At 45.9% G+C, this 20,620-nt stretch carries 20 protein-coding genes and 1 tRNA gene; 4 read left to right on the top strand and 17 right to left on the bottom strand.

The annotated features are described in order from the left end of the window. Positions 1 to 149: 149 nt before the first annotated feature. The 5 genes from B5E53_RS17315 to dtd all read right to left on the bottom strand — a co-directional run bounded on the left by B5E53_RS17315 (position 150) and on the right by dtd (position 4,379). On the bottom strand, positions 150 to 572 hold the full coding sequence (locus B5E53_RS17315; RefSeq protein ID WP_087317296.1) for an aspartate carbamoyltransferase regulatory subunit: 423 nt from the start codon (positions 570 to 572) through the stop codon (positions 150 to 152). After that, complete coding sequence (gene pyrB / locus B5E53_RS17310; protein WP_087317294.1) at positions 562 to 1,488, bottom strand: aspartate carbamoyltransferase; 927 nt, start codon at positions 1,486 to 1,488, stop codon at positions 562 to 564. Before pyrB ends, B5E53_RS17315 begins: the two co-directional genes overlap by 11 nt. Before the next feature lie 73 nt (positions 1,489 to 1,561). After that, a complete protein-coding gene (locus B5E53_RS17305; RefSeq protein WP_087317292.1) occupies positions 1,562 to 2,449 on the bottom strand; it encodes a phosphatidylglycerol lysyltransferase domain-containing protein in 888 nt (295 codons plus the stop codon). A 72-nt stretch (positions 2,450 to 2,521) separates the two neighbouring features. Continuing rightward, positions 2,522 to 3,733 carry an NADP-dependent isocitrate dehydrogenase gene (locus tag B5E53_RS17300; RefSeq protein ID WP_087317290.1) on the bottom strand — a complete coding sequence of 404 codons (1,212 nt, stop codon included), beginning with the start codon at positions 3,731 to 3,733 and terminating at the stop codon, positions 2,522 to 2,524. Between the two features lie 199 nt (positions 3,734 to 3,932). Next, the gene (gene dtd, locus B5E53_RS17295; RefSeq protein WP_087317287.1) at positions 3,933 to 4,379 is read right to left on the bottom strand and encodes a D-aminoacyl-tRNA deacylase; all 447 of its coding nucleotides are present in this window, start codon (positions 4,377 to 4,379) and stop codon (positions 3,933 to 3,935) included. A gap of 150 nt (positions 4,380 to 4,529) precedes the next feature. Between dtd and B5E53_RS20010 the strand changes: the two genes are divergently transcribed. Continuing rightward, positions 4,530 to 6,422, top strand: a complete 1,893-nt coding sequence (locus B5E53_RS20010) for a S8 family peptidase (RefSeq protein WP_162611964.1) — start codon at positions 4,530 to 4,532, stop codon at positions 6,420 to 6,422. Positions 6,423 to 6,454: 32 nt separating this feature from the next. On the opposite strand, the gene dapB is transcribed toward B5E53_RS20010, so the two are convergent. The 5 genes from dapB to B5E53_RS17265 all read right to left on the bottom strand — a co-directional run bounded on the left by dapB (position 6,455) and on the right by B5E53_RS17265 (position 10,910). Further along, entirely contained in the window at positions 6,455 to 7,219 is a 765-nt protein-coding gene (gene dapB, locus B5E53_RS17285) for a 4-hydroxy-tetrahydrodipicolinate reductase (RefSeq protein ID WP_087317283.1), read from the bottom strand. Positions 7,220 to 7,234: 15 nt separating this feature from the next. Continuing rightward, complete coding sequence (dapA, locus tag B5E53_RS17280; RefSeq protein WP_087317281.1) at positions 7,235 to 8,119, bottom strand: 4-hydroxy-tetrahydrodipicolinate synthase; 885 nt, start codon at positions 8,117 to 8,119, stop codon at positions 7,235 to 7,237. A 153-nt stretch (positions 8,120 to 8,272) separates the two neighbouring features. Next, on the bottom strand, positions 8,273 to 8,791 hold the full coding sequence (locus tag B5E53_RS17275) for a cob(I)yrinic acid a,c-diamide adenosyltransferase (protein WP_242963811.1): 519 nt from the start codon (positions 8,789 to 8,791) through the stop codon (positions 8,273 to 8,275). Between the two features lie 134 nt (positions 8,792 to 8,925). Next, on the bottom strand, positions 8,926 to 10,176 hold the full coding sequence (gene hisS, locus B5E53_RS17270; protein WP_087317277.1) for a histidine--tRNA ligase: 1,251 nt from the start codon (positions 10,174 to 10,176) through the stop codon (positions 8,926 to 8,928). Between the two features lie 62 nt (positions 10,177 to 10,238). Then, positions 10,239 to 10,910 carry a single-stranded DNA-binding protein gene (locus B5E53_RS17265; RefSeq protein WP_087317275.1) on the bottom strand — a complete coding sequence of 224 codons (672 nt, stop codon included), beginning with the start codon at positions 10,908 to 10,910 and terminating at the stop codon, positions 10,239 to 10,241. A 434-nt stretch (positions 10,911 to 11,344) separates the two neighbouring features. Between B5E53_RS17265 and typA the strand changes: the two genes are divergently transcribed. After that, entirely contained in the window at positions 11,345 to 13,180 is a 1,836-nt protein-coding gene (typA, locus tag B5E53_RS17260) for a translational GTPase TypA (RefSeq protein ID WP_087317274.1), read from the top strand. 82 nt (positions 13,181 to 13,262) lie between these two features. On the opposite strand, the gene B5E53_RS17255 is transcribed toward typA, so the two are convergent. The 6 genes from B5E53_RS17255 to B5E53_RS17230 all read right to left on the bottom strand — a co-directional run bounded on the left by B5E53_RS17255 (position 13,263) and on the right by B5E53_RS17230 (position 17,897). After that, positions 13,263 to 13,910, bottom strand: coding sequence for a YigZ family protein (locus tag B5E53_RS17255; protein WP_087317272.1), 648 nt, complete (start codon positions 13,908 to 13,910; stop codon positions 13,263 to 13,265). A gap of 166 nt (positions 13,911 to 14,076) precedes the next feature. After that, the gene (locus tag B5E53_RS17250; RefSeq protein ID WP_087317270.1) at positions 14,077 to 14,406 is read right to left on the bottom strand and encodes a DUF6514 family protein; all 330 of its coding nucleotides are present in this window, start codon (positions 14,404 to 14,406) and stop codon (positions 14,077 to 14,079) included. Between the two features lie 473 nt (positions 14,407 to 14,879). After that, positions 14,880 to 15,614, bottom strand: coding sequence for a DUF975 family protein (locus tag B5E53_RS17245; RefSeq protein WP_087317268.1), 735 nt, complete (start codon positions 15,612 to 15,614; stop codon positions 14,880 to 14,882). Then, entirely contained in the window at positions 15,611 to 16,561 is a 951-nt protein-coding gene (locus B5E53_RS17240; protein ID WP_162611963.1) for an L-lactate dehydrogenase, read from the bottom strand. The genes B5E53_RS17245 and B5E53_RS17240 overlap by 4 nt, the downstream gene beginning before the upstream one ends. Positions 16,562 to 16,708: 147 nt before the next feature. Beyond that, positions 16,709 to 17,422, bottom strand: coding sequence for a LytTR family DNA-binding domain-containing protein (locus B5E53_RS17235; protein ID WP_087317264.1), 714 nt, complete (start codon positions 17,420 to 17,422; stop codon positions 16,709 to 16,711). Next, entirely contained in the window at positions 17,403 to 17,897 is a 495-nt protein-coding gene (locus B5E53_RS17230) for a YbjN domain-containing protein (protein WP_162611962.1), read from the bottom strand. Before B5E53_RS17230 ends, B5E53_RS17235 begins: the two co-directional genes overlap by 20 nt. A gap of 616 nt (positions 17,898 to 18,513) precedes the next feature. On the opposite strand from B5E53_RS17230, the gene B5E53_RS17225 reads away from it, so the two are divergent. Both B5E53_RS17225 and B5E53_RS17220 read left to right on the top strand, forming a co-directional pair. Then, positions 18,514 to 19,938, top strand: coding sequence for a hemolysin family protein (locus B5E53_RS17225; RefSeq protein ID WP_087317260.1), 1,425 nt, complete (start codon positions 18,514 to 18,516; stop codon positions 19,936 to 19,938). 286 nt (positions 19,939 to 20,224) lie between these two features. Further along, a tRNA-Pro gene (locus B5E53_RS17220) sits at positions 20,225 to 20,298 on the top strand. A 119-nt stretch (positions 20,299 to 20,417) separates the two neighbouring features. On the opposite strand, the gene B5E53_RS19595 is transcribed toward B5E53_RS17220, so the two are convergent. After that, a partial coding sequence (locus tag B5E53_RS19595; protein WP_204245546.1) for a hypothetical protein occupies positions 20,418 to 20,620 on the bottom strand: 203 nt, incomplete at its 5' end.

Below are 20,620 nucleotides of genomic sequence, written 5' to 3'. Positions count from 1 at the left end.
AAGGACAAAAAATCAGGATTCTTTTTTATCCTTTATAAAAAAATATGGGAATTTGTATTTTGGCAAAAAGAGCGGTGCTGGAGCTAGGCTCCAGCACCAACTTTGTCTACAGTCTGAGACCCGGCAAATGCCGGGTCCCTGCGGGATTCTTAGTATTCGCTTTTCTTTGCTTCACAGTAAATGCAGCGATAAACACGATTCTCTCTGTCTGTAAGCTTGAACACATGATCCAGACCTCTTTCCACAGAGGTGATACACCGTGGATTCTTACAGCGGATAATGTTGGTAATCTTTTCCGGAAGCTCCAGATGCTCTTTCTTCACGATGGCTCCGTCCTTGATGTAACAGACGGTGATATCCGGATCGATATAACCGAGGACATCCAGATTCAGATCCAGATTGTCGGCAATCTTGATGATATCTTTCTTGCCCATCTTGCTGCTGACCGCATTTTTGATAATGGCAACGCTGCAGTCCAGCTTGTCAAGGCCCAGATATTTGTAGATTTCCATACTCTTGCCTGCTTTGATGTGGTCTAATACGATACCGTTTTTAATACTGTCAATTTTCATCGGCACTCACCCCCAGTAAAGTCATGATTAACGCCATTCTTACATATTTGCCATAAAGGGCCTGTTTAAAGTAGCAGGCTCTCGGGTCGTCGTCCACCTTGGTGTCAATCTCGTTGACCCTCGGCAGCGGATGCATGATGCACAGGTCTTCCTTGGCAGCCTCCAGCTTCTTCTCATCCAGAATAAAGCTGTCTTTCAGACGGATGTAATCTGCCTCGTTGAAGAATCTCTCCTTCTGCACTCTGGTCATGTAGAGGATGTCCAGTTCCGGCATAACCTCTTCCATGGTGCGGACTTCCTTGTAGGCGATGTTCTTTTTCTCAAAGACATCCTTGACGATGTATTCCGGCAAACATAATTCACGCGGGGAAATCATCACAAAGTTGATATTTTCATAACGGGACAATGCCTTGATCAGTGAATGGACGGTCCGGCCGAACTTCAGATCGCCGCACATGCCGACGGTGAGATTGTTGAGACGTCCCTTTTCCCGGCGGATCGTCATCAGATCCGTCAGTGTCTGCGTCGGATGGTTGTGACCTCCGTCACCGGCATTGATGATCGGTATATTTACCTTCTGAGCGGCCACGTAAGGCGCCCCTTCTTTTGGATGACGCATGGCTATGATATCTGCGTAACCGGATACCACGCGGACTGTGTCTGAAACGCTTTCGCCTTTGGTGGCTGATGAGGAATCAGCCGAAGAAAAACCAAGTACATTTCCGCCAAGCTCCATCATGGCAGCTTCAAAACTCAAACGTGTTCGTGTACTTGGTTCAAAAAATAAGGTGGCAAGCTTTTTATGTTTACAGACTTCCTGATACTTTTCCTTATGCAGGATGATATCGTCCGCCAGTTCGAGAAGATGATTGATCTCTTCCACAGATAAATCCATTGGGTCAATTAAATGTTTCATGACGACCTCCCTTTTCCAAACGGATGTTATTCTTTGTCTATCATGTAAAATATACAGTTTTCGCGTATACCTGTCAAGATTCTTTATAAATGGCAAATCCTTTTTCTTCCAGAAATGTCGGATGGTAGGACAGCTTCGCCTGGCGAAGTCCCGGATCTCCCACATCGTCTTCCCGGTTGACATATTTACAGTCAGCGGCTTCATGGATGAGGAACTGCTGATTGATCACCGCGTACGCTCCCTGTACTTCGGCAAACGCTTTTTCAATGTGCACACAGAAAGTATCTGCGGTAATCTTTTCTCCCACGGCAAAAGCGATCACCTTACCGTCCACACGGATAAGTCCTCCTTTTAAATCCAGGAATTCCCGCTCTCTCAGTGATGCTTCCGACACACAGATCTCCGCATGTTTTTCCAGATCTTCCGGGTCACAGTTCTGAGATTTCCACACTTTCAGCATATCCAGGCATTCCTGCGTATTTTCCGGAGTGATCTCCTCGTAACTCCAGTCGTAGGTTTTGTTGAACTTGTTGATATGATTTTTCTTGCCGTGATATTTCCTTCCCTTAAGTTCAATGAGCGCCTGAGTCTCATAAACGTAGTCTGCAATGTCTCTGTCAAATTCGATTTCAAACTTTCCCGGATAGTTTGTCTCCAGATACTGCTCCATCTCCCGGGAAATACTGTGAAAGATCAACGGAATACCTTTCTCCCTGCAGTATCCTAACAATGTATCAATGGCTTTTTTCGGGTCTCCTTCTCCCAAAGGAAAAGAAAAACTGGTTTTCTCCTCGTTGGACCGGAACACGATCATATCTTCACATTCCGCGTATTCCAGATTATAAAATCCCCTCCACAGATAAATGGCCGCGAAACTGAAGTCGCAGCTTCTGGAGTTCACATGTTTTACATATCTGTTAATGGTTTCCTTGTCTTCTGCCCTCACAGGCTTAAAATCCATAATAACCTCTTTTCTTCCTAAACGCTGCAAAACCACGGCATCATATCATATGATGCCATGGTCTCTGATGTTTTATCCTAATTTTTTCTCCAGCAGGACACGAATGGCTTTAATAAAGTCTTCACTGTTCACTGTGTTTACATTTTCAAGAGTGGTGATCAACGCCAGGTCTTTTGTCATGGTACCGCTCTCGATGGTCTCGATAGTCGCTTCTTCCAGCTTGTCCGCAAACTGTACCAGTTCATCGATGCCATCAAGCTTTCCTCTCTTTCTGAGAGCGCCGGACCACGCGAAAATCGTTGCCACGGAGTTGGTGGAAGTCTCTTCGCCTTTCAGATATTTGTAATAATGTCTCTGTACGGTTCCGTGAGCGGCTTCATATTCTGTGGTACCGTCCGGGGACACCAGCACAGATGTCATCATGGCCAGGGAACCGAAGGCGGTCGCCACCATGTCGCTCATCACGTCGCCGTCATAGTTCTTACAAGCCCATATGTATCCGCCCTCAGAACGAATCACTCTGGCAACGGCGTCATCGATCAATGTATAGAAATATTCAATACCTGCCGCGTCAAATTTCTCTTTATATTCGGCATCAAAGATCTCCTGGAAAATGTCTTTGAATGTATGGTCATATTTTTTGGAAATGGTGTCTTTTGTGGCAAACCATAAATCCTGTCCGGTTTCCAGTGCGTAATTGAAACAGGATCTTGCGAAGCTGCCGATGGAACGTTCCGTGTTGTGCATCCCCTGCAGAATACCTGGGCCGTCAAACTCATGAATGAGCTCGCGGACTTCCTTTCCGTCCTCGCCGGTGAACACCAGCTCTGCCTTGCCGGCACCCGGCACTTTCATCTCGGAAGCTTTATACACATCACCGTAAGCATGTCTTGCGATGGTGATCGGCTTCTTCCATGTCTTTACGGTAGGCTCAATACCTTTTACCACGATCGGCGCGCGGAATACGGTTCCGTCCAGGATGGCACGGATAGTCGCATTCGGACTTTTGTACATTTCTTTCAGATGGTACTCATCCATTCTTGCCGCATTCGGTGTGATTGTGGCACATTTTACAGCAACACCGTATTTTTTCGCCGCATTGGCGGAATCTATGGTTACCTGATCTCTGGTCTCGTCTCTGTATTCCAGTCCCAGATCATAATACTCTGTCTTTAAATCGATAAACGGCAGAAGCAGCTCATCTTTGATCATCTTCCAGAGAATTCTGGTCATCTCGTCTCCATCCATCTCAACCAGAGGGGTTGTCATCTTTATCTTATCCATTACAGTCTCCTTTCATCCGCATTGATCATTGAATTTATCATAGGCCCTACAGCTTCATTTACTGTATTACCACAGGTATTATATAGTAAATCGCACATAAAATGCAAGTTATTTGAAAAATTGCTTCATTTTTAAGGGAAATGTCCCTGCTTCCGCCTGCATTCCCTGCTTTACAGAGGATGCTGCATCATCCGCGTTTTTACAGCTCATCGCTGTCCAGCACAATGGTAAAAGGCCCGTCGTTGACCAGTTCCACCTGCATATAGGCACCGAACTCTCCATGCTTCACTGTATCAATCCGGGTCCTGCATTCCTCAATAAACGCTTCGTACATTTTCTTTGCTTCAGCAGGACTGCCGGCCTTCACAAAACTCGGGCGTCTTCCTTTGCGGCAATCGGCCAGCAGCGTAAACTGTGAAACCACCAGAAGTTCCCCGCCCACATCTTCCAGGGACAGATTTGTCTTTCCGTTTTCATCCTGGAACAGGCGCAGATCGATAATCTTTTTCACCATTTTCTTCATGATCTCTTCCGTGTCTCCTTCCGCCACACCGAGGAGAATCACATATCCCTGTCCAATCTCTCTTTTCTCCTGCTGTTCCACCGTCACAGCAGCTCTTGAAACCAATTGAATTACTGCCTTCATTTTTTATCCTCCATATTTCAAACACACAAACGATTTCAATATAGCATATTTTTACTCCCAGGACAAGCCGGGACGGTTCAGGCATATTTCCTCTTCTTCTCTCATATGCTGAACCAAAAGTCCTGCATCCACAAGGGGGATTTGGCTCTCATGGAACAAAAATTAGATTCGGAACTTTCTCTGTCACTGGCTTTATCCGAAGAAGAACGGATGAAAAATCCTGTACTCCGCTCCGGTTATGAGCCGGCCACCCGGCTCTGGACCCTCATTCTCCTCTATCAGGGTTCCCTTACTGAAATTCAGGAAAACCTTACTCTGACTGTCGTTCCTCTTCTTGGCAACTACGCCATTATAAAAATCCCGGCGGAACAAATCCCGGCTCTTCTCCTCTATCCGCAGGTTCTCTATCTGGAACTGCCCCGTCCTCTTTATGAGGATGAAATCACCGGTATCTCCGCCTCCTGTTTGTCCGGACAGCCTTTTTCGTCTGGCATTTCCCTGGAGGACAGTACTTCCAATATTGCGGCTGGCACTCCGACCAGCGATGCTGTGGCCGTTGGCTCCCCCAATATTCCAGTTGGCGCTCCGGCCAGCGATGCGGCTCCAAACGACGCTCTGACCGGCCGCGGCACCCTGATTGCCGTCCTTGATTCCGGGGTGGATTATCGGCATCCGGATTTTCGTACCGGAACCGGCGCTTCCCGCATACTCTCTTACTGGGATCAGACGCTTGCCTGGGATGAACAAAACCGTTACGGTCTGGGACGGATTTTTTCCAATGAGGGATTGAATCTCCTGCTTGGAGCGCCTGCAAATCCGGATTCTCCGGAAAATTCTTCTGCCCGGGCCGCTTCCGGCCCCGAACCGTTTCGTCCTTCGGCAGATTTCAGCGGACATGGCACGCATATCGCCGGCATTTGCGCGGGAAACGGAAGAAGCAGCGGCGGCCGGAATCACGGCGTGGCTCCGGAAGCCTCTCTTCTCGTAGTTAAACTCCGGAATGACGCCGATTCAGTTTTTACGGATTATGCCAATCTCATGATGGCGGTGGATTATGCCGTCCGGTTTGCATCGGATCGGGGGCTTCCCCTCAGCATCAATATCAGTTATGGTTCCAATGATGGTCCCCATGACGGCACTGGTCTCATGGAGCGTTATCTGGAAAATTGTATTTTTTACGGAAAGAACGCAGTGGTCATCGCCACAGGCAACGAAGGCATTTCCCGGCGGCACAGCAGCATGGTCATTGGCACCGCCGAGGAAAGAGACGCAGCTTTCAGCGTAGCTCCCGGCGAAACCAGTCTGTATGTTCAGCTCTGGAAATATCCCGGCGACCAGTTCCGATACCGGCTGTCTCTGCCATCCGGAAATTCTGAAATCAATATTCCCGGTCTCCCAGGCATTTACCGCTTTGAGATGGGCGGAAATCAGATTCGCCTGATTATCAGTGAACCGACACCCTATCAGCCTTTGCAGGAAATGTTTCTGGTCATTCTTCCCGCTCCTGCCCAGCCTGTCATTCATTCCGGCGTCTGGCATCTTTACATTTTCTCGGAACATTCCGTCAACGGCCGGGTTAACCTGTGGCTTCCGTCCCGGGAAGCCACCAACTCTTCCACAGGTTTTCTTGATGCCTCCTCCGATCTTACGTTCACCGTTCCCTCCACAGCCGGAAATGTGATCAGCGTCAGCGGCTATGACAGTACCACCGATACTTTTGCATCTTTTTCCGGAAGGGGATTTGCCAACAGCCAGGCTGCCAAACCGGATCTCACCGCACCGGCCGTCAATATTTTAAGCACGGCGCCGGGCGGAGGCTACAGCATCCGGAGTGGTACTTCCATGGCCGCTCCTTTCGTTGCCGGAGCTGCCGCGCTGCTCATGCAGTATGGCATTGTCCTGGGAAATGATCCGTTTCTTTATGGCGAAAAAATAAAGGCCCTGCTCCAAAAAGGAGCAAGACCTCTGCCTGCATTTTCTCAATACCCCAACGCATCCGTCGGCTGGGGTGCTCTCTGTGTGCGGAACAGCCTGCCTCAATAAAAGCACTTTCCTTCTGCCGCCCATACCGTCACTTATTCGGCTCCGTCGATGACATCACTCATATCGTAAAGTCCTGCCGGTTTGCCCGCCAGATAGACAGCCGCCTGAATGGCGCCCTTTCCAAATACGGCTCTGGAATAAGCTGTGTGCTTAAACTCGATCACTTCGTCGGTGCCGGCAAAAATAATCTCATGCTCGCCAACGATAGTTCCTCCGCGGACAGCAGAAATACCGATCTCATCGGCCGGACGCTGCATCCGGCGTCCGCTGCGGTCGAAAACATACTCGTATTTTCCGTCGCTGGCCTCGTTGATGGCATCTGCCAGAGCCAGAGCGGTTCCGGAAGGAGCATCCAGCTTTCTCCTGTGATGTTTCTCCACAATATCGATATCAAATCCAGCTTCCCCTAAGATCTTCGCTGCTGTTTTTACCATCTTTAAGAGCGTATTAATACCCAGCGACATATTGGCTGAGCGGAGAATGGCTGTTTTCTTGCTGCATTCCTTCAGATGCGCCAACTGTTCTTCGCTTAAACCGGTAGTGCATTCCACCAGCGGAATCTGCTTTTCAGCTGCATAGTCAAGAACTGCGTCCACCGCCGGAGCTGCAGAAAAATCAATGATGGCGTCCACCGGCACATTTACCTGATCAAGGGAAGTAAACACAGGAAAATCCTCCTGTTTGCCGGCCGTGACATCCACACCGGCTGCCACTTCCACATGATCCATATCTTTTATCAAATCGCAGATGACATGGCCCATGTAGCCATTGCATCCATACATCAGTACTTTCGTCATGATACTCCTCACTTTCTAAAGGATTCCCACGTCTATCATTGCCTTTTTCAGGCGCTCTGCATTGGCTTCTTCCATCTCAGTCAGCGGACGTCTCAGATGAGGACCGCAGATGCCCATGAGTTCAAGAGCCTTTTTTACAGGAATCGGGTTCACCTCGCAGAAAAGAGCATGAATCAGTTCCAGATATTTTAACTGCAGTTCACGGCTCTTCTCCACATTTCCTGCCATGAATTCGGCACAAATGTTATGGGTATCTTCCGGAGCGATATTGGATAATACGGAAATAACACCCTTCGCACCCAGAGCCATCATCGGCACGATCATATCATCGTTGCCGGAATACACATCAATATCGCCCTGGGTCTCATACATAAGCTCTGCTGTATAGCTTACATCGCCGACCGCATCCTTCACACCTACCACATTGTCAATGTTTTTCACCATATATGCCATGGTATCCGCATTGATCTTACAGCCGGTACGGCTGGGAATATTATATAAGATCATCGGCAGATTTGTATGTCTTGCCACATAGGAATAATGATCGATCAGGCCTTTCTGTGTCGCCTTATTGTAATATGGCGTCACAACCAGAGCAGCGTCCGCTCCTGCCAGTTCCGCCTGATGTGTCAGCCAGGAGGCTGTCCTGGAATCATTGGAACCGGTTCCGGCAATTACCGGCACCCGTTTATTGGTACGATTTACACAATAGCGAATTGCAGCGATGTGTTCTTCATGATTCAGAGTAGAAGATTCGCCTGTCGTACCACAGACAATAATAGCATCGGTCTTATTCTCGATCTGAAAGTCGATCAGTTTTCCGAAGCTGTCATAATCAATATTATAGTTCTCATCAAATGGTGTGGCAATCGCAACACCTGCGCCAGTAAAAATTGCCATATTCATCCTTCCTTTCTGCACTTCTATCATACAGCATCCATCTGGGAGCCAGATGGTCCTGTTTTACGTATCTTCCTGTGTTCAACCCACTATCCGCCTGCGGACAGCCGCCGGTTATCTTCTGTCAGTCCTCTGTGATGTCAGTATGTTTTGTCATTCTGTACCGCTTCTTAAGATCTCTCCTGCCTGCTCTTTCTCTGTATGAATATAATAAATACAATCCGCAATATCCCGAATCTCTTCCGGAAGATTCCGTCCGGTGAGAATTAAATCTGTGGATTCCTTTCTGGCTGCCAGTAATTCCCGCAAATCATCCATAGTGATGATATTGTAATCGATCAAACCAAAAATCTCATCGAGAATCAGCAGGTCGCACTGTCCCGTATCCAAAACCTTTCTTGTATATCCAAGAGCCATCCTGATATTAGACAACTGTTCCTGCCTTTCCTCTTCATCCATATCGGAATAGGCACAGGCCGCTTTTGCAAAGCGGAAAATCTGCAGTTCCGGTTCCAGTTTTTTGAGGAAATCCAGGGTATCCGAGTGCTTGCATTTGAGAAACTGGACCATAATGACCTGCTTTCCCATACCAGCGGCACGGATTCCCAGCCCAAGGGCTGCGGTAGTCTTCCCTCTTCCCTCGCCATAATATACCTGTATACTTCCGTCCATGTCCTGACCTTTCATCCTGATTATTCTTTTAATCGGACCGGCGATGTACAAAACTCACACCGGTACCGGGCAATGTTTTGTTAATAATACCATATTTTCCCTTAAAAATCCACACTGAAAAAATACCTGTCCCATCAGCCATTTTGCTGGTCAGCAAACATTCTAACATCTTCATCTCTGCCAAGAACCTGGAAACCGTCATATCCCTGTTCTTCCAGACGATTTAAAAACTTGCCAAGCTTCTTTGGTTTAACATATAAGGCTGTAATATAACTGCTGCGCAGCTCTTCCGCCCGGGTAATTGCTTCCTCAATCTGATCCTCGTCATATAAAAGCACCACTTTTTTCGGTTTATCGGCAATTTTAGTCTGTCGTTCTGACAGGATGCTGAAAATACGCTCAAATCCGATGGAGAAGCCTACCGCCGGCACCTGCTCCTTAACAAACTTACCGATGAGGTTATCATATCTTCCTCCTCCGGCAATGGAACTGTTGAAATCCAGAGATTCTATCTCAAATACAGTTCCTGTGTAATACCCCTGTCCACGCACCAAAGTCATATCGTATTCTACCTGATATCTTCCTGCCGCCAGGCGGTTGGACGTATCAATGATGTTAGCCAGGGAGTCAATGTACTCTTTATTATTGCTGATCGTCCTTGCGTAATCAAGGGTAAACGGAGCATTTCCAATTAATTCCATGAAGTCTGCGATGACCTTTTCATCGAATCCCTTTTCTGTCAGCTCACGGGCAACACCTTCTGCTTTTATCTTATTTAATTTATCAAAAGAAATGCAGACACTGTCCAGATCTTCTTCTTTAAATCCGGTTGTCAGAAGGATGTCTTTCAGCACCCGCTTATCGTTTACCTTGATCTTGAAATTATCAATGCCAATGTTTAAAAGAGCCTTGGCTGTGGTGTGGATCAGCTCGATCTCGCAGGTTGGTGATTCCGAACCGAGAATATCAATATCACACTGCATGAATTCACGCAGCCGGCCCTTCTGAGGACGCTCTGCCCGGTATACCTTGTCAATCTGAATGACTTTAAACGGATTCGGAAGATGTGCCCGGTTATTGGCATAATAGCGGCTTAACGGCAGAGTCAGATCGTAACGCAGTCCCATATCCGCCAGCTGCGCTTCCTGTCCGGCCGCCAGCGCTTTTTTCAGCTTCTCTCCTCTTTTCATCACCTTAAAAATGAGGTTCAGATTCTCGCCGCCCTCACTTTTATCCAGATTCTCAATGTCCTCAAGAATCGGTGTAAAAATTCTCTGGAATCCACAGTTTTCATAGGTTTCGCAGATCTTTCTCTGCAGATAATCCCTTAACTCCGCCTGGGCCGGCAGATAATCATTCGTTCCTTTAACTGGTGTAACTTTCATCTTTCTATCCTCCTGTTATTATAAAGAAAAAGGACCACCCAAAGAGAGCAGTCCGCTTATCCCTAACTTATGTTTCCGGAATCGGCTACCTTCCGCTCCAGATTCATGCCGTCATCGCAATACTCCATCTTATTGACAGAAACTTCGTAGGCAACCCGGTTGACCACCGTGTCTTCATTGATCTTTTTTTGATACTCCCGGCTCTGAATTCTTCCCCAGAGCTGGATCCTGCTGCCTACCGGAAGCTTCCCGGCATATCTCGCGTTCCTTCCCCAGCAGATGCACGGAATATAATCCGACTTGCTGTAAGCCCGGTTCACCGCCAGCAGCACATCTGCAATTTCTCTGCCGAGAGGTGTTGTCCGGTATACCGGCTCCTTACAGATATACCCATCAAGAAAAATCATGTTAGGCTTGCGATTGTCCAGGACATCCAAAAGTTCCAGTTCTCTCACAAAAAGAGAAAGCACCAGATGATTCCGGTTATTCTCATGTTTATTATAGGAACGGAACTGTCCCCTGGCTTCCATAAACCGGCCAATGCAGGACTGGCTGACATCGATCAGCCTCTCAGAAATCAGCAGCGGAATCGTATCACTTGAATGACTGAGTCTGCTCACTTTCAGTTTCACTGTGTAGAATCCCTCTCCAAATACCTCGTGGCTGAATTCAAAATCAGAAATAATCTCTCCAGCGACAACCGCCTGGTTATTTTTTAAAATTTTTTCTGTCATGTTTACTCCTCCCTGTATATAACACAGTCGTCTGTATACATCTATTTGTATTCAAATACTGCAGAAAATATGAATAAAATCTTGTTTTTTTCATTCACAATATCTGCAGGCGCCATATCTTAAGGAGTATATGTCCTGAAATAAAAACAGATTCAGTATAATAATTCTGCTTTGAAATGTCAACCTTTAAACACCGGCAGATACCATGATTTTACCTGTTTTCCCAGCGGAAAACAACTTTTTATTGTTTCTTCGGAATCTTTGTGCTAGAATGATTTCGCTTCTTATCTTTGCTTTTTTCGATGGATTCCGTCTCTTTATGAAACAGGATTCGTTTGAATATGGACTATTGAGAATAAGAAAATTCATTTATCTTTTGAGAGAAATGTTACGTAATACACCGTATCAGTGATTTTAGAAAGAAGGCTATTTATATGAAAATTTCAAGAGAAGACGTCCGTAACGTTGCCATTATCGCTCACGTAGACCACGGAAAAACAACTCTGGTGGATGAACTCTTAAAACAGAGCGGAACCTTCCGTGCAAATCAGGAAGTCGGCGAGCGAATCATGGATTCCAATGATATCGAACGGGAAAGAGGTATCACTATCCTTTCCAAAAATACTGCTATTCATTATGATGGCGTTAAAATCAACATTGTGGATACACCCGGCCATGCGGACTTCGGCGGCGAAGTAGAGCGTGTGCTGAAAATGGTCGACGGAGTGATCCTTGTGGTGGATGCCTTTGAGGGGCCGATGCCTCAGACCAAATTCGTGCTGAAAAAGGCTCTGGAACTCAATCATCCGGTTATTGTCTGCATCAACAAGATCGACCGTCCGGAGGCACGTCCGGAAGAGGTCATGGATGAGGTACTGGAACTGTTCCTGGAACTTGACGCTGATGACGAACAGCTGGACAGTCCTTTTGTCTATGCTTCCGCCAAGGCCGGAATCGCCATGCTGGAGCTCAATGAACACGGCACTGACATGAAACCATTGTTCGAAACCATCATCAAGCATATCCCGGCTCCGACCGGAGATCCTGATGCCGACACCCAGGTACTGATCAGTACCATTGACTATAATGAATATGTAGGACGTATCGGTATTGGTAAAGTAGAAAATGGTTCCATTCGCGTAAATCAGGAGGTTCTCCTTGTGAATCACCATGATCCTGATGTCAATAAAAAGGTCAAGATCAGCAAACTGTATGAGTTCGACGGCCTCAATAAAGTCGAAGTGGAAAGTGCCACAGTGGGATCCATCGTTGCCATCTCCGGTATCGCTGATATTCACATTGGCGACACCATCTGCTCTCCGGATAATCCGCAGCCTCTTCCATTCCAGAAGATCTCGGAACCGACCATTGCCATGCAGTTCCTTGTCAATGACAGTCCTCTGGCAGGCCAGGAAGGAAAATATGTCACTTCCCGTCATATCAGAGACCGTCTCTTCCGGGAACTGAACACTGACGTGAGTCTCCGGGTGGAGGAAATGGAAAACACAGACTCTTTCAAGGTATCCGGACGTGGAGAGCTCCATCTGTCCGTATTAATTGAAAATATGCGCCGTGAAGGCTATGAGTTCGCCGTCAGCAAAGCGGAAGTCCTCTATCACACAGATGAGAACGGCAAAAAAACGGAGCCTATGGAAATCGCAGTGATCGACGTTCCGGAAGAATTCTCAGGCGCCGTCATCGAAAAACTGAGCCAGAGAAAAGGGGAACTTCGCAACATGAGCATCTCCGGCACAGGCTCTGCCCGTCTGGAGTTCTCCATTCCGTCAAGAGGTCTGATCGGTTACCGCGGCGAGTTCATGACCGATACCAAGGGAACCGGTATCCTCAATACATTATTTGACGGATACGGTCCTTATAAAGGTGATATCCAGTACAGAAAACAGGGTTCTCTCATCGCTTATGAATCCGGAGAGACTATCACCTACGGTCTGTTTAATGCCCAGGAGCGCGGAACACTCTTTGTTGGTCCCGGCGAAAAAGTCTATGCCGGTATGATCGTCGGACAGAACGGAAAAACCGACGACATTGAAGTCAATGTATGTAAGACCAAAAAGCTTACCAATACCCGGGCATCCGGTTCCGATGATGCCTTGAAATTGACACCACACCGGGTGTTAAGCCTGGAACAGGCTCTTGACTTCATTGACACTGATGAGCTGGTGGAGATCACACCGAAAAACATCCGTCTCCGTAAAAAGATTCTGGATCCGACTGCCCGCTACCGTGCAAAACGGAACGGTCAGTCCTGATAATCCGGCCAGAATTACGGACTGTCATTCATACATTGCTCAGGTCTGCAGACTTCCGGCCGTCTGCAGGCCTTTTGTTATCTCAAAAAATAACCACCTCTCCCTCTGCCAGGCCATAGTATACATTCTCCCCTTCTTCCAGAACCACCCGGCCTCCGGTTCCTTCTGTCAGTGCCTTCCGCAGAAACTCCTTTTCTTCATCCGGAAACAGCGCATGGATGACGACCTTGTCTGTGTATTCTGTGTTCTCCACAGTGACCTGATTCTGTGCCAGCAGATACTGAATCTTCCCCAAATCTGTATACTCTGTGAGAATCTTTATTCTTGTACCCGGAATCTTCTCAATGATCACAGAATTCTCAATTCCTGCCTTTGCCGCATCGGTGTAGGCCCGAACCAGTCCCCCGGTTCCCAGCAGAGTTCCTCCAAAATAACGGGTCACCACAATGACTATGTTGCGGATCCCGCTTCCCTGAATGACCTCCAGAATCGGTTTGCCCGCAGTACCACCCGGTTCTCCGTCATCACTGCATCTTGTCAGCGGATTCGTCTCTCCCACGGAAAAGGCGGAACAGTTATGTCTGGCGTCCCAGTATTGCTTTTTGACCGCTTCTATAAATTCCTGTGCTTCGTCTACAGTCTCCACTGCCTGCACATGCGCAATGAACCTGGATTTCTTCTCCACGATCTCACCGCGTCCCCCCTGAAAAACTGCCTTATGTCTGATCATGATTTATCCCCTTTGATATATTCTCTGTATTCGGATATTCCGTATCCACGGACTGCTGTCCTGAGAACATTTCTCCAGAACATCCGTACAAAGCATCATATCATATTCCCGCCAAATAGGAAATATCCACACAACTTCTTATCCGCTTCCTTTGTATCACTATTATTTAGTTTATTTTACTGATCAGTTCCCAGATTCCAGACCGGAAGGCAGACTGCCAGTCGTCAATTAATTCATACAGATGAACCGGCATCACCGTTTCCCGGACAAAAAGCAGAAAAAGCCGTATCGCCTCCTCATAATTCTCCGTGATTCCCGGCGCCTCGCTGTCATCTATCTTGGAAGTGCCATTTTTCTCATACTGCTGAATCCGGATTCCAAAAAAATCACCAATCCCCTCATCTCTTGGAAAATGAGACATCAGCAGCTCATAGATCAATTGAAAACTTCCCCCAATCGTCATCACTTCCCGTTCCTGTGTCATTATAATTCTCATGCCTTACCTCCCTGTTATATCCGGATTTATAACATTACAAAATCAATTACAAACCAATTGGATATAACAGTATTATACTTTTTTCGACACGTTTCAGAAAGGTAATAATTTGTAAAAAATAGATAATTTTTACAATACTTCTATTGATATAGTTTTATAAACGATGCAAATTTGGGGATTTTTGACAATTTTATACCTGTACTATTACTTTCATTTTTGATACTATAAAATTTTACCCTGTTATATAACTTTTTTGTTGTGTTTCCATTCTTTTTTGACTCATTTTTTGAGACAAAAAAATTGTTATAAGGACAAAAAAAGAGCTGCTGTAAAACTGAACACACATACAAAATATCATCCACATGATAATACACATGACATTCCACATGATACGTACCGTTTACAACAGTCTCTTCTTTACGTTCTTTTTCAATTACTGATCAGTGAAAATGAAGACCTGAGACAAATATCCCTTAATATCCTTCGCCTACCGCTTCATTTCTGGAAATCTCATCATAAAATGCCGCCGTTGCCGCATTCATATATGGATTCAGCCACAGATAGCCGATTCCAACGGTAAAAACACAGAGGATTCCCCAGCCGATAAAACTCAGCTGCAGGCAGAACAATCTCCATTTATTTCCTTTCATCATCCGCATGGAGACTTCCATGGCTTCCTTTGCGGACATTTCAGGATTCTCAGACATGATAAATCCTGCCATGCTGTAGGAATAACTTTTGATGATGCCCGGTATAACGAGAAGCAAGCTCCACAGGAAGGTGAAAATACTCATCCGAAGTCTCAGCCATATAGCCTTGCCCATGATGGATGTGTGACAGAAAATCTGCCCTACTCTCGCTTCTTTTCCGTCGATCAGATTCAGATTATAGGTAGCCAGGCCAAGGCTTACAAAACTGCCGATGATAAACTGGACAACCGCAACGACCATCAGAACAAATACGGATACAAGAAGTATCGCCGCCAGTGTCATCAGAAACACTGTCGGTATATTCTGCGATATCGTAACTACTCCTCCATCTTCATCAGAGACGCTATTGTATATATTCGTTACAGTGGATACTCCGCTTCCGGTCATAGTAATATTCGCACCTAAAAGTCCTGCCAGCAGAGTCGTTCCTACGGCAGAAGCCCAGTGTCCGGACAGACACCCTCTGGCTATCCCTCTAAAATCAGCTGCTCTTTTCATAGTGTTTTTAAAACTCCTTTCATCTTATCCGCTGCCTGACGGAACAAGGTGAGTTCTTCCTGTGCCCATTCTTCTTCCAGACGCTTCTCCACTCCATTGACGCCGAGAATAGACGGAACGCTCAGTCCCACATCACTGACGCCGTACTCTCCTCTCAACACAGTGGACACCGACGCGATGGCCGGTCTCTGATCGAGAACAGCACCTGCCAGATAACATGCGCAGGTGGCAATGCCATAATGAGTTCTTCCTTTATTTTTAATAATGGCGGCACCCATTCCACGCACTTGTTCTGTGAGAACCTCTCTCTGCTCCTTCGTCCAAGGCAGTCCTTGTGTTTCGCAATATTCCTGTATCGGCATCCCATCAATGGAAGCCCTGCTCCATATAGGAATCTGCGCATCCCCATGTTCTCCCACTATACTTATCTTCACTGCTTCTGTATCCCGATTGGTATAATCAGCAATCAGACGAACCATTCTGGAAGAATCCAGCTCACAGCCGGTTCCAAAGACTCTTCCGTCCGGAAGACCCATCCACCGGGTACACTGATATACAAGAACATCCACCGGATTGCTCACCAGCATAATGGCACCTCTGGTATAATATTTCTGTATCTGTTCCACTACATTTTTGAGAATCTGTGAATTGCCGGTAATCAGATCCAGACGGCTCTCACCCGGTTTTCTGTTTCTCCCTGCTGTGATGATGATCAGATCGCAGTCTGCACAATCTTCATATCCGCCTGCCCGCACCACAGCATCGCCCAGTTCCGGAATACCATGCTGGATGTCCAGCGCTTCGCCCTCTGTTTTCTCTTTGTCAATGTCTATGAGGACAATCTCCCGCGCCAATTTGCGAATCGTCAATGCATACGCAATGGAAGATCCCACAAAACCTGCTCCGATCACTGCTACTTTTCTGTTCGAGATAATATAACCACCCATTATCATAATACCTCCTTTTTGCGAGAACAAAGGTGTAACCCTGCTGTTAAATTGAAAAACAGCATCCACATTCCGTCCACAGACAGAATCCGGATACTGTTTTATTATAACATTTTTCCCACAGAAAAGATATAAAATTAATGATATTTAAGACATTTGAAAAAGAGCCCATTTCATCCAGTCTTCATTGGTCTGCTTCATATAACTGCGGCTGATGGCAATCTCCTTTCCATTCTCCAGCACATAAGAATTCTTCTTTTTCTCCCGGACTGCCGGAAAATATACAATATAGCTGTGGTGGCACCGGGAAAACTCATTCTCCGGCAGACTGTCCATCAGTTCGTCAAGCTTTTCTTTTATTTGAAAATCCCCCCAGGAGGTATGTACCGTTGTATACCGCAGTTCCCGCTCCAGATAGTACATATCAGAAAGTCGGACAATCACCTGTCTGCCCCACGAAGCAGAAAAAATCATCTTTTTTCCTGACTGTTCCAGCTGATGCAATAATTTGTCAAATACTTCCGGCAGCCGTTCTTCCAGCTGCTCTTTCAATACAAAATATGTATGTCTGGTCTGAAATATATCCACCGCATAAAACAGGTAATTGGTCAGAAACACTATCTGACAACCTGGAAAACGATTATTCAACTCTCTTGCCACAGAAATTCCATTCTTCTCTTCGCCCAGTTCAATATCCATGAACATCACGTCCCAGGGCTGACCTTTCCAGCTTAAGACTTCATCGCTGTTGTAAAATGATGATACTTCCACATTTTGCCCGGTATTTTTGGCGTATTCACCGATCACTTTTGCCGCATATCCACACCAGGATTTATCATCGTCACATACTCCTATAATCATCCTCTGTCTCCCTTATTTTATATATTTCCTCCATTACTTCCGCCGGCGTCTTTTCCTTTCTCCACACTTCCAGAAGACCCGGTCCATATATATCAAACATCATCGCCGGACACACCAGCGCGTCTCCAATATTATCTTTCTGTATCTCCTCATCGGCACTCTCCGCCAGATAAGTTTTGTACCGAAGTTCCCCGTCACTGTAATTTAAATCAAAATGTCCGGAATACAGACCATAATTCACACGGCAAAAATATTCCGCCACCCGCTCTCTGGCACCTTTTTCCACTTTCACCGGTACTCTTCCCATAACTGTGCATTTTCCATCTTTCATCCACACAATCACCTGACACCGTCTCAGTTCACAGGTAAGTCCCATATTCATCTCTATGATGCCCGCTTTTCTGCGGCTCTCGTAACTCCAATTGTTTTCTTCAAGCCAGTTCTCTATTTTTTGAAAAAGTGCTCCAGTCATCATTTCTTTCCCCTCTTTAACACAATAAAATATCACTTCATCCTTCAGTCGTTTATTACATATACTTTGAATATTTATTATAACAAAAAAACAACGCTTTTTGTTCTTCATGACATAATCTGCTCTTTTTTTGTAATAAAATGCATTTTCTTATGCCTTTTATGTATGATTTTTTCACTTTTTAAAGATCAAAAGACTCTTTTTCACGCCGGGAAGCAGTAAATTTCCACACCCGGAAGCAGCAAATCTTTTCTTGACATAGCATATCGGTCACGATATAATGTGTAACGGTATCATTTATTTTTTATAATACGTTTTTTAATCATTCAAGGAGGTTACTGCCAGGCGATGGATACTAGTGATAATGACGCTAACCCTGATAATGCTGATAATAAATTAAATATGATCATATACTAGGTGAGGCATGACCTGTGTGTCAACAACGATACACAGGCCATGTCTCATGCTTTTTTCAGGGAAAATTTATACATTTTTATTGGTTTTATAAAGATATTTTTCATCAAAATGTATAAAAGCGTTCTCAAAGGAAAATGTATAAAATATTGAAAACAATCGAAAGTATATTTAAAAAATTTATGAAAAGAAAGAGGTTTTTACTTTGGAAGATTCCATAATATTTTTATTGTTGATCCAGGTCATACTGATCGCGCTGAATGCCGTATTTGCCAGCGCAGAAATTGCTGTACTATCCACCAACGAAACAAAACTTGCCAAAATGGCAGAAGACGGAAACAAAAAAGCGGTCCGGCTCAACCGCCTGATCAGCGAACCATCCCGGTTCCTGTCAACCATTCAGGTGGCTATCACTTTATCCGGCTTTCTGGGCAGTGCGTTCGCGGCTGACAACTTTTCCGATCCTCTGGTTGATTTTCTTATCAGCCTGGGCGTCGGTATCCCGCGTTCCACGCTGAACACATTAGCCGTAGTCCTGATCACATTGATCTTATCCTATTTTACATTGATTTTCGGTGAACTTGTTCCGAAACGAATTGCCATGAAAAAGTCCGAACAGCTGGCTCTGGCAATTTCCGGACTGGTCAGTGGAATTTCCACTCTCTTCAAACCGATCGTATGGTTCCTCTCTCTGTCCACCAACGCTGTGCTCCGCCTGTTCGGAATCGATCCGACAGAGGCTGACGACGAGGTGAGCGAAGAGGAAATCCGAATGATGGTAGACGCCGGAAGTGAAAAGGGCGCCATTGATTACGAAGAAAAAGAGTTCATTCAGAATGTATTTGAGTTCGATGATCTGATGGTCGGTGAAATTGCCACTCATCGTACCGACGTCACCATTCTTTTTCTCGAAGACAGCGATGAAGAATGGGAACAGATCATTCACGACAGCCGCCATACCCTTTATCCGGTCTGTGACAATTCCCCGGATCAGGTAGTCGGTATCCTGAACGCCAAAGATTATTTCCGTCTGTCTGACAAGACAAGGCAGAGTGTTCTGGAAGGCGCTGTCCGCCCTGCTTATTTTGTACCGGAAACCGTCAAGGCCGACGTTCTTTTCCGTAACATGAAACAGAGCCATAATTCCCTTGCCGTCATTCTCGATGAATACGGCGGCATGGTCGGCATTGTCACTTTAAATGACCTGGTTGAAGAACTGGTCGGTGAACTGAGCGAGGATATGCCTGCCTTTGGCAGCAGCGAACCACAGATTGAGCAGCAGACAGAATCTTCCTGGGAAATCAACGGAAACATTTCTCTGGAGGAAATCAAAGACGAAACCGGCGTGGATCTCGAAAATGATGATTATGATACCCTCGGCGGACTCGTATTCGACATTCTCGGTCAGATTCCCCAGGATGGCCCACAAAACATCGACCTGGAGGTTGAGCAGCTCCACATTCATGTGAGCTACATAAAAGACCACCAGATTGAAAAAGCAGTGATTGAACGCATCGAGCTTCCGCAAGAGAATCCGGAAGAATCTGAGAATACGAATGGTACCAAAGATGCAAAAGCAAAAGACGGCAAGACCAAGGATACAAAAGCAAAAGACACAAAAACAAAATAATCCGGCTGCCCAGATTTTCAGATAGCAGCCAGCAAACACCCCGGGCAAATGCAAAATCAGGCATCTGTCCGGGGTGTTTTTACTTCAGGATCTTTTCCTCAGATAAACAACTGAAATCGTCTCCGTTCCACACAGATTTCCGATTAACAATTGCTCCATATCACAACACCCTCTCCCCCGCCGAAATGTCCAAAATGATTCCGAAACGCTTCTCAGAAAAGTTTCAAAAAAACTCAAAAAAGTCTTGACAGAATGTTTGTAGTTTGATAGAATACTATCGTTGCATCGAGGCGTGGCTCAGTTTGGTAGAGCGCTGCGTTCGGGACGCAGAGGCCGTGGGTTCGAGTCCCGTCGCCTCGACTACATTTCAGAATGCCGAATAACCGCTTAAATAGTGATTATTCGGTGTTTTTTTATTTTTCAGGATAATGATTCTTTTCCTCAAAATCATCAAAAATTGGCGTGTTCTAACAAATGTTCTAACAAAAATCACCCGTTGAAAAAATGTGCCGCTTTGGATTTAACAAACCAGAAACAATACTTTTGCCTAAAACAGTTGTTCCGTAAACGGTAGATATCTCGTACCTGTACAAATCTGGAGCAAACCTGTATGATAAGGACAGATTTGCTCCAATCTCTATTTCACTTCTCCTTTTCCGGATTTCCGGCAGTTCGCCGGCAG

The organism is Eubacterium sp. An11 (assembly GCF_002161065.1).
GTDB lineage: Bacteria > Bacillota > Clostridia > Lachnospirales > Lachnospiraceae > Anaerobutyricum > Anaerobutyricum faecale.
This window is presented reverse-complemented; position numbering and strand designations above follow the sequence as displayed.

What these genes read in the sequence shown, in the direction of transcription:
- B5E53_RS17315 (WP_087317296.1), bottom strand. Translation starts at nt 572, where the DNA reads ATGAAAATTGACAGTATTAAAAACGGTATCGTATTAGACCACATCAAA.
- pyrB (WP_087317294.1), bottom strand. Translation starts at nt 1,488, where the DNA reads ATGAAACATTTAATTGACCCAATGGATTTATCTGTGGAAGAGATCAAT.
- B5E53_RS17305 (WP_087317292.1), bottom strand. Translation starts at nt 2,449, where the DNA reads ATGGATTTTAAGCCTGTGAGGGCAGAAGACAAGGAAACCATTAACAGA.
- B5E53_RS17300 (WP_087317290.1), bottom strand. Translation starts at nt 3,733, where the DNA reads ATGGATAAGATAAAGATGACAACCCCTCTGGTTGAGATGGATGGAGAC.
- dtd (WP_087317287.1), bottom strand. Translation starts at nt 4,379, where the DNA reads ATGAAGGCAGTAATTCAATTGGTTTCAAGAGCTGCTGTGACGGTGGAA.
- B5E53_RS20010 (WP_162611964.1), top strand. Translation starts at nt 4,530, where the DNA reads ATGGAACAAAAATTAGATTCGGAACTTTCTCTGTCACTGGCTTTATCC.
- dapB (WP_087317283.1), bottom strand. Translation starts at nt 7,219, where the DNA reads ATGACGAAAGTACTGATGTATGGATGCAATGGCTACATGGGCCATGTC.
- dapA (WP_087317281.1), bottom strand. Translation starts at nt 8,119, where the DNA reads ATGGCAATTTTTACTGGCGCAGGTGTTGCGATTGCCACACCATTTGAT.
- B5E53_RS17275 (WP_242963811.1), bottom strand. Translation starts at nt 8,791, where the DNA reads ATGGACGGAAGTATACAGGTATATTATGGCGAGGGAAGAGGGAAGACT.
- hisS (WP_087317277.1), bottom strand. Translation starts at nt 10,176, where the DNA reads ATGAAAGTTACACCAGTTAAAGGAACGAATGATTATCTGCCGGCCCAG.
- B5E53_RS17265 (WP_087317275.1), bottom strand. Translation starts at nt 10,910, where the DNA reads ATGACAGAAAAAATTTTAAAAAATAACCAGGCGGTTGTCGCTGGAGAG.
- typA (WP_087317274.1), top strand. Translation starts at nt 11,345, where the DNA reads ATGAAAATTTCAAGAGAAGACGTCCGTAACGTTGCCATTATCGCTCAC.
- B5E53_RS17255 (WP_087317272.1), bottom strand. Translation starts at nt 13,910, where the DNA reads ATGATCAGACATAAGGCAGTTTTTCAGGGGGGACGCGGTGAGATCGTG.
- B5E53_RS17250 (WP_087317270.1), bottom strand. Translation starts at nt 14,406, where the DNA reads ATGAGAATTATAATGACACAGGAACGGGAAGTGATGACGATTGGGGGA.
- B5E53_RS17245 (WP_087317268.1), bottom strand. Translation starts at nt 15,614, where the DNA reads ATGAAAAGAGCAGCTGATTTTAGAGGGATAGCCAGAGGGTGTCTGTCC.
- B5E53_RS17240 (WP_162611963.1), bottom strand. Translation starts at nt 16,561, where the DNA reads ATGGGTGGTTATATTATCTCGAACAGAAAAGTAGCAGTGATCGGAGCA.
- B5E53_RS17235 (WP_087317264.1), bottom strand. Translation starts at nt 17,422, where the DNA reads ATGATTATAGGAGTATGTGACGATGATAAATCCTGGTGTGGATATGCG.
- B5E53_RS17230 (WP_162611962.1), bottom strand. Translation starts at nt 17,897, where the DNA reads ATGATGACTGGAGCACTTTTTCAAAAAATAGAGAACTGGCTTGAAGAA.